This window comes from Chitinophaga sp. 01L420 (genome assembly GCF_056399985.1).
In genome coordinates, this window is record NZ_JBFTSK010000151.1 from 1 (window position 1) to 417 (window position 417).

The 417-nt window shown below is 50.6% G+C and carries 1 rRNA gene; it reads left to right on the forward strand.

The features are described 5' to 3' along the window. Positions 1–417, forward strand: a 23S ribosomal RNA gene (locus AC1DP6_RS36565); the annotation flags it as partial.

The window sequence follows — 417 nt, forward strand, 5'->3', positions numbered from 1 at the left end:
CTTTAAAGAAAGCGTAATAGCTCACTAGTCGAGTCGGCCTGCGCGGAAGATGTAACGGGGCTCAAACCATACACCGAAGCTACGGGTATCACTTAGGTGATGCGGTAGAGGAGCGTTCTGTAAGCCTGTGAAGGTGAGTTGAGAAGCTTGCTGGAGGTATCAGAAGTGCGAATGCTGACATRAGTAACGAYAAAGSGKGTGAAAARCMCSCWCGCCGRAAGACCAAGGKTTCCTGYSCAACGTTAATCGRSGCAGGGTKAGTCGRYCCCTAAGGCGAGGCYGAAARGCGTAGTCGATGGRAAACAGGTTAATATTCCTGTACTTCTGGTTATTGCGATGGAGGGACGGAGAAGGCTAGGCCAGCTTGGCGTTGGTTGTCCAAGTTTAAGGTGGTAGGCTGGAATCTTAGGTAAATCC